Origin of the sequence: Streptomyces sp. NPDC007095 (assembly GCF_040634475.1) — a bacterium.
Lineage (GTDB): Bacteria > Actinomycetota > Actinomycetes > Streptomycetales > Streptomycetaceae > Streptomyces.
Window position 1 is genome coordinate 1 of the sequence record NZ_JBEYFS010000377.1, and the last position, 6,802, is coordinate 6,802.

The 6,802-nt window shown below is 70.4% G+C and carries 9 protein-coding genes; 4 read left to right on the top strand and 5 right to left on the bottom strand.

Annotated elements, in window-relative coordinates; all coding sequences use genetic code 11:
• Positions 1-139: 139 nt before the first annotated feature.
• Positions 140-811, bottom strand: coding sequence for an endonuclease NucS (nucS, locus tag ABZ656_RS55185; protein WP_060901300.1), 672 nt, complete (start codon positions 809-811; stop codon positions 140-142).
• Between the two features lie 244 nt (positions 812-1,055).
• On the opposite strand from nucS, the gene ABZ656_RS55190 reads away from it, so the two are divergent.
• Positions 1,056-1,448 (top strand): SCO5389 family protein, encoded by a 393-nt coding sequence (locus ABZ656_RS55190; RefSeq protein WP_101400700.1) that lies wholly within the window; start codon positions 1,056-1,058, stop codon positions 1,446-1,448.
• A 256-nt stretch (positions 1,449-1,704) separates the two neighbouring features.
• Here the strand turns inward: ABZ656_RS55190 and ABZ656_RS55195 are convergent, their stop codons facing one another.
• Complete coding sequence (locus ABZ656_RS55195) at positions 1,705-2,733, bottom strand: LLM class flavin-dependent oxidoreductase (RefSeq protein WP_101400701.1); 1,029 nt, start codon at positions 2,731-2,733, stop codon at positions 1,705-1,707.
• Positions 2,734-2,953: 220 nt separating this feature from the next.
• Between ABZ656_RS55195 and ABZ656_RS55200 the strand changes: the two genes are divergently transcribed.
• Complete coding sequence (locus tag ABZ656_RS55200; RefSeq protein WP_054233208.1) at positions 2,954-3,286, top strand: hypothetical protein; 333 nt, start codon at positions 2,954-2,956, stop codon at positions 3,284-3,286.
• 22 nt (positions 3,287-3,308) lie between these two features.
• Here ABZ656_RS55200 and ABZ656_RS55205 read toward each other — a convergent pair whose 3' ends face one another.
• The 3 genes from ABZ656_RS55205 to ABZ656_RS55215 form a co-directional block, all read right to left on the bottom strand.
• Positions 3,309-4,154, bottom strand: a complete 846-nt coding sequence (locus tag ABZ656_RS55205) for an ABC transporter permease subunit (RefSeq protein WP_180362066.1) — start codon at positions 4,152-4,154, stop codon at positions 3,309-3,311.
• Positions 4,151-5,395, bottom strand: coding sequence for an ABC transporter ATP-binding protein (locus ABZ656_RS55210; RefSeq protein WP_360279912.1), 1,245 nt, complete (start codon positions 5,393-5,395; stop codon positions 4,151-4,153). The genes ABZ656_RS55205 and ABZ656_RS55210 overlap by 4 nt, the downstream gene beginning before the upstream one ends.
• Positions 5,396-5,631: 236 nt before the next feature.
• Positions 5,632-6,279, bottom strand: a complete 648-nt coding sequence (locus tag ABZ656_RS55215; RefSeq protein WP_360279915.1) for a hypothetical protein — start codon at positions 6,277-6,279, stop codon at positions 5,632-5,634.
• A 3-nt stretch (positions 6,280-6,282) separates the two neighbouring features.
• Between ABZ656_RS55215 and ABZ656_RS55220 the strand changes: the two genes are divergently transcribed.
• Positions 6,283-6,426, top strand: a complete 144-nt coding sequence (locus tag ABZ656_RS55220; protein WP_360279918.1) for a hypothetical protein — start codon at positions 6,283-6,285, stop codon at positions 6,424-6,426.
• Entirely contained in the window at positions 6,423-6,683 is a 261-nt protein-coding gene (locus ABZ656_RS55225) for a hypothetical protein (RefSeq protein ID WP_360279921.1), read from the top strand. The genes ABZ656_RS55220 and ABZ656_RS55225 overlap by 4 nt, the downstream gene beginning before the upstream one ends.
• Positions 6,684-6,802 lie beyond the last annotated feature (119 nt).

Consider the following 6,802-nt stretch of genomic DNA (forward strand, 5'->3'; position numbering starts at 1 on the left):
CGCTGAGGTGCCGGGGGCGGACGAGTCGGGAGCCTCGGGCGCATCCGGCTGCGCGGCCTGGGAGGCGGACCGGTCCGGGGCGCTGCTCGTCGGCCCTGACCGGTGAACCACATGGCCGATTGAGTCAAAGTCGTTCGAATCAGAACAACCGCAGTTTGTCGTCCTCGATGCCCCGCAGCGCGTCGTAGTCCAGGACCGTGCAGCCGATGCCGCGGTCCGTGGCGAGGACGCGGGCCTGCGGCTTGATCTCCTGGGCGGCGAAGACGCCCCGGACCGGCGCGAGGTGCGGGTCGCGGTTGAGCAGCTCCAGGTAGCGGGTGAGCTGCTCCACGCCGTCGATCTCGCCGCGGCGCTTGATCTCGATGGCGACGGTCTGGCCCTCGCCGTCGCGGCACAGGATGTCGACGGGGCCGATGGCCGTCATGTACTCGCGGCGGATGAGCGTGTAGCCCTCGCCGAGCGTTTCGATGCGGTCGGCGAGGAGCTCCTGGAGGTGCGCTTCCACGCCGTCCTTGATCAGGCCGGGGTCCACGCCGAGTTCGTGCGAGGAGTCGTGGAGGACTTCCTCCATCGTGATGATGAGCTTCTCGCCCGCCTTGTTGATGACGGTCCAGACGCCCTCCTCGTCGCCGGAGCCCTCCTTCAGGGTGCAGGGCGGCGACATCCAGTTGAGGGGCTTGTAGGCCCGGTCGTCAGCGTGGATCGAGACGCTGCCGTCCGCCTTCACCAGGATGAGGCGGGGGGCCGACGGGAGATGGGCGGTGAGCCGGCCCGCGTAGTCAACGGAGCAGCGGGCAATGACGAGACGCATGGTCCGCAACGCTACTCGACGGGCAGAGGTCCACGCGATTCGCCCTGGAAGACGCCTGTTCGGTCGTGGCTGATTGTGGGCCTACTGGGAGTTCACTATGTGCGCATTCTCCTGGTGCCGTCACCGTACGTTGCTTACCGTATAAACGGGAGGTCGCGATGCGTGTACTCAGAGTGTTCGATATCGCGAATGTCCCTTACCTGTCCGGCAACCCCCGAGGTCTGGGGGTGCGAGAGGAGAACCCATGTCGCTCGACGTCTCACCGGCCCTACTCGAGAAGGCCGAGCGAGGCGAGGTCGACGAAGCAGAATTCGTCGACTGCGTCCGGACCTCCCTGCCCTACGCATGGGAGATGATCAGCTCCCTGGTGGCTCAGCTGAAGGTGGACGGCGGCAACTTCGCCGACAACCAGACGCCTCCGCCGGACGAGCAGGCGCGTGGCCAGCTGCTGCGTGCGCTCGCGAGTGACGCGATACGCGGCGCGCTGCAGCGGCACTTCGGTGTGCGGCTGGCCTTCCAGAACTGCCATCGGGTGGCGGTGTTCCCACTGGACGCCTCAGTGGACGACACGCTGGCACGCTTCACCTCGGTGCGCAGTCAGCTGCTGAATCAGTCGCCGGAATTCCGAGACTGCTGACGTGACGCCTTGATGCCGCATTGCTTGCCGCTCCGTACGCGGGAGGTGCATCTGTACGGGGCGGCAGGCTCCCCCGGGTCCCCGGGCCGACGGCGGGACTTGGATCGTGGGTGGGTGGGTGTGTGCGTCGGGGCAGGAAGACCGAGTTGTCCGGGCCGCGGGGCGGGACAAGCCGGTCGTGGGGCCCTGGAGACCCTTGGTGGGCCCAGGGCACCCGCACCCTCTCCCGGGCCCACGCCGTCCGCGGTGACCTGTCTCAGCCGAGGTGGGGGAGTACCTCGGTGCCGAGCCGTTGGACGTTCTCCTCTGTCGCCGCCAGGTCGCCGGAGCCCTCGACGAGGAGGGCGAAGCGGGAGATTCCGGTGCGCTCCGAGGTGGCCGCGAGACGGTCGGCGCACAGGCGCGGCGTGCCCACCGGATGCAGCCCGCAAAGGAGTTCCGTGTACGCCAGCGGGTCCCGCATCGCGCGGGCACGGCCGTCGACCGTCACATGCGCGTCCAGCCCCTGCCTCAGCCAGCCCGGCATCGCCTTGAGGAGGGTCTCGACGGCGTCGGTGCGACGGTCCGCGATCTGGCAGACGCCGGCCGACACATGGGCCGCGCCGAGGATCTCGTCCGTCGAACGGCCCGCCACACGCGCCAACTGTCGCCACAGGGACACCATTTCGGCCTTCTCCTCGTCACCGACATGCATACCGAGGAGCATCGGCAGCCCCCGCTCGGCGGCGAGCCGCACGCTCGCCGGCGAGGTGCAGGCGACGACGACCTCAGGGCCGGGGGAGCCGCTCAGCGCCTCCGACGGCCGGGGCACGACGGGCACTTCGCGGAACCTGAACCGCTCACCCCGCCCTTCCACGGACGGCTCGCGCAGCCAGCGCACCAGCAGATCGAGTGATTCCGGGAACCCCTTCTCGTACGCCTCCAGGCCCGCGCCGAAGACCTCCAGGTCCACCCAGGGCCCGCCGCGCCCCACGCCCAGTGTGAAACGGCCGCCGGATGTCATGTGCAGCAGCGCGGCCTGCTCGCCGAGGGCGACGGGGTGGACGGTGGGCAGTACGCTGACCGCCGTACCGACGCGGATGCGGCTGGTGCGGCCCAGCAGCAGGGCGGCCAGGGTGACCGCCGACGGGCACGTCCCGTACGGCACGAAGTGGTGCTCGGCCAGCCACACCGCGTCGAGCCCGGCCTCTTCGGCGACCTCGGCCGTGCGCACCGCGCGGTGCAGGGCCTCCCCCTGGCCCTGGCCCGGGAACTGGGCCGCCAGTACAAAACTTCCAACGTGCATGGTGCTTTCCTGCTTCCTCGGCTCCGACGCGGAGCTCCCCCACCGGCATAACCGTCCGACACGTGCCGAGGACACGGCCTGTCGGAGAGATTTGCGGATTGTCTGCAGAATGGGCCGACGGGAGGGCGGTCTGAGGGGGTCGGTGGGGTACGGCTACCCCTGTCCGCTCCGCGTAGGCTGGAGAAGACCCTGCTCCCTGTATAGCTCCGTGAGGTGTCCTGTGTCCCCGCGTCGCAACCGCCCCAAGGGTTCCGACCCCTCCGACCGGAGCGCGGAGGACGACCGCTCCGGGCGGTACGGCGGCTGGCAGTCCACGGAGAGCTGGCAGGGCGAGGAGTGGAGCGTGCGTCATGTGGCGGGCGCCAGCGCAGAGGGCAAGACCTACCGCTGCCCGGGCTGCGACCAGATGATCCCCTCCGGTGTCCCGCACGTGGTGGCCTGGCCGGAGCACTCGGGCGTCGACGAGCGCCGCCACTGGCACAAGGCCTGCTGGAACGCGAAGGACCGCCGCACCTCAAGGGTGCAGCGGTCCCGTAACGCGCCCAGGTTCTAGGCGATTTCAGGTCGCAGCGGCCTCACACGTCCCGGCGCTCCAGCAGCACGAACGCGGCGGCGATCGCCGCCGCCGTCACCCCGGCGAGCAGGCCGAGCTGCGCGCCGCCGCTTCCGTTCTCGTTGTCCAGCGCGAAGACCCTGGCCAGGGCGTTGGGAGCGGCGTACTCCTGCATCTTCTCGCCGATCGTGCGCATGCTCTGCGACATCATCAGGAACGCGGGCAGGATCGCGGGCACCAGCACGAGGCCGAGCATCGTGGTGATCGCGCCTGCCGAGTGCCGCAGCATCGAGCCCACCGCGAGCGACAGCACGCCGAGCAGCGAGACGTACAGCGCGGCCTTGACGACCGTGCCGCCCCACGAGACGTTCGAGGAACCACTGTGCATGGCCGAGGTCATGAGGCCGACCAGGCCGATGGAGAACACGGACACGGTGAACGCCACCGCGAAGAAGATGATCAGCTTGGCGGTGAGCACCCGGTGGCGCTGCGGCGAGGCCGTGAAGGTCGTGCGGATCATGCCCGTGCCGTACTCCGAGGAGACGACCAGGACGCCCAGCGTGATCAGGCAGATCTGGCCCAGGATCAGCCCGAAGAAGGCCGGGATCGTGTACGGCACGTCGCCGAAGTCGGAGTCCTGGGTCTGCGCGGCGACCAGGAAGCCGATGCCGACCACCAGGAGCAGGAAGATGCCGAGCGTCCACAGCGTGGAGCGCACCGACTTGATCTTCGTCCACTCGGAGGTGAGCGCGTGGCCGAGGTGAGTGGGGGTGACCGGGATCGGCGAGCTGTACGAAGTGCCGGGCGCCGCCTGCCAGGTGGGGGCAGCGGCGGCCTGCTGCGGCATCGGGGGCGGGGGCGTGCTCATCGGGCGTCCTCGGGCTTGGTCGGGTCGGGGGCGGTGGGCGCGGCGGGCGCCGGGGGCGCGACGACCGGCTGCGCGGGGGTCTGGGGAGCGGGCTGGGCGTACGGGTTGACGTCCGCGGCACCCGGCGCACCCGGCGCACCCGGGGTGCCCGGAGCGCCGTAGGGGCCCGCCTGCGGGGCGCCCTGCGGCATCGCGAACGGCTGCCCGCCCTGCTGGGGCGGCGGCGGCGCGTACCAGCCCGGCTGGCCCTGGCCCGCGACCGGCAGCTGTGGCGGCGGCATGGCACCCGGCGGCAGCTCCTGCTGGAGCCCGGCCTTCTGGTCGATGGTCGAGCGGTAGTCGACGGCGCCCTGCGTCATCCGCATGTACGCCTCCTCCAGCGAGGCCTGGTGTGGAGAGAGCTCCCACAGGCGTACGTCGGCGGAGTGCGCGAGGTCGCTGATGCGGGGCAGCGGCAGGCCCATCACGCGCAGCGCGCCGTCCTGCTCCGGCAGCACCTGGCCGCCCGCCTCGGTGAGCGCGGCGGTCAGCTTCTCGCGCTGCTGCGGCTCGGTCTCCGGGGTGCGGACCCGGGCGAAGTCGGCCGAGTTGTGCGAGATGAAGTCCTTGATGTTCTGGTCGGCGAGCAGCTGACCGCGGCCGATCACGATCAGGTGGTCGGCGGTCAGCGCCATCTCGCTCATCAGGTGCGAGGAGACGAAGACCGTGCGGCCCTCCGCCGCGAGCGCCTTCATCAGGTTGCGGACCCAGAGGATGCCCTCGGGGTCGAGGCCGTTGACCGGCTCGTCGAAGAGCAGCACCTGAGGGTCGCCGAGGAGCGCGGCGGCGATGCCGAGCCGCTGACCCATGCCGAGCGAGAAGCCCTTGGAGCGCTTCTTGGCCACGTCCTGCAGCCCGACCACGCCGAGCACCTCGTCGACCCGGCGGGCCGGGATGCCTGACAGCTGGGCGAGGCAGAGCAGGTGGTTGCGGGCGTGCCGGCCGCCGTGTACGGCCTTGGCGTCGAGGAGCGCGCCGACCTGGCGGGGCGCGTTGGGCAGCTTGCGGTAGGGGAAGCCGCCGATGGTGACCTGCCCCGAGGTGGGGTTGTCGAGGCCGAGGATCATCCGCATCGTCGTCGACTTGCCCGAGCCGTTGGGCCCGAGGAAGCCGGTGACGGCACCCGGCCGCACCTGGAAGGAAAGGTTGTACACGGCCGTCTTGGCGCCGTAGCGCTTCGTCAGGCCGACTGCCTCGATCATGCTCCGCACCCATCGAAAGGTTCAGGACGTCGGGGCGCACGCCCCCGTAAGGGTTAGGAGGATATCGGGGCGCTGACGGTTCCACTCAAGAGAAAGTAAAAATGTGCAGGTCACACGGGGGACGGTTGGGGTAAAGGTCTTACCTGGAGTCTTACCCGCACCCCAGTCTTTGTCAGGTACCCGTCCTGCCTGGTCAGGGTGGAAACGGAACCTCCGCACCCGATACCAAGCAGGCCTCACGCCCGACGGGGAAGCGAGTCGTCCAGCGGTGGCAGGTCGTCGTACAGCCGCAGCTCGGACGCGTCGTCGACGTACGGCAGGAAGTCCGTCTGCGGCAGTACCCAGCCCTCCTCACCGAAGACCAGCGTGCCCCGCTCGCGCAGCGCGCGGTCGGCTCCCGCACGCCGCACCCAGGTGGCCGGGTCGGGACCGAGCAGTTCGCGCAGCCGGGCGGACCCGGCCAGCAGCGCCGCGAGCAGCTCCGCCTGGTCGCCGCCGCCCGGACGCGGCTGCTCGGTGACCGGATCGGCAAGCACTCCGTGCGCGCTGAAGTAGATGTAGGCGCCGCCCAGCCGCTCCCCGGAGGGCATCGTCATCGCGAACGCGTCGCCCGGGAGTATCGCCCGCCGGTAGTCAGGGAACTCGGTGTCGTCGACCGCCTTCAGCTGTGTCGAGTCCAGCCAGGTGACGACGAGCGTGGTCTCCGCGCGCGGGTCGACGTACGGCGTCCCCGCCACGTACCCCGCCGGACTGATGTGACCCGAGCAGCCCACCCCGATGCCGTGCACCCGCACCGGCACCATCGGCACCGTCGCCGGGATGCCGAGCCGGGTCAGCTTGTGGGCGACCTGGCCGGGGGAGGCGTTGGAGCCGACGGCGATCACCGGGTGGCGGTGCCCGGTGCCGACCTGGCCGAGGTCGGCGAGCGCCTCGTCGAGCCGCTGCTGCTCCTGGCGCTCCTCCACGTACCACTCGCCGAGCCGCAGCGGCCGTACGTCGAGCTGGAGCAGTTCGCCGCCGGTGAGCAGTGAGGGCTCGGCGTATCCAGGGCAAGGAGCTGTCCGGCTCGTACGGCGTCAAGCTCCTCGTCCGGCTGACGGCGCGGACCGTGGGCCTGGGCACCGAGGTCGCCGACGAGCGCTGGTTCGACCTGGAGGCGGGCGACTTCGAACTGGGCCGCTTCGTGCCGCTCCAGCCGGACCTGGACAAGGACGTGTGGCGCTGGGAGGGCTGGACGGACTTCGACGCCCTGGAACCCCACCCGAACGGCGAGGACCCCAGGCCCTGAGTGTCCAGAGGACTCCCTGGCGGTCTAGGCCCTGTCGTCAAATTCCCGTCTGCCCCGCGACGCCATGCACGCACTCTCACCGCACCAGGCACAGACCCAAGTACGTCCAGTACGAGGGC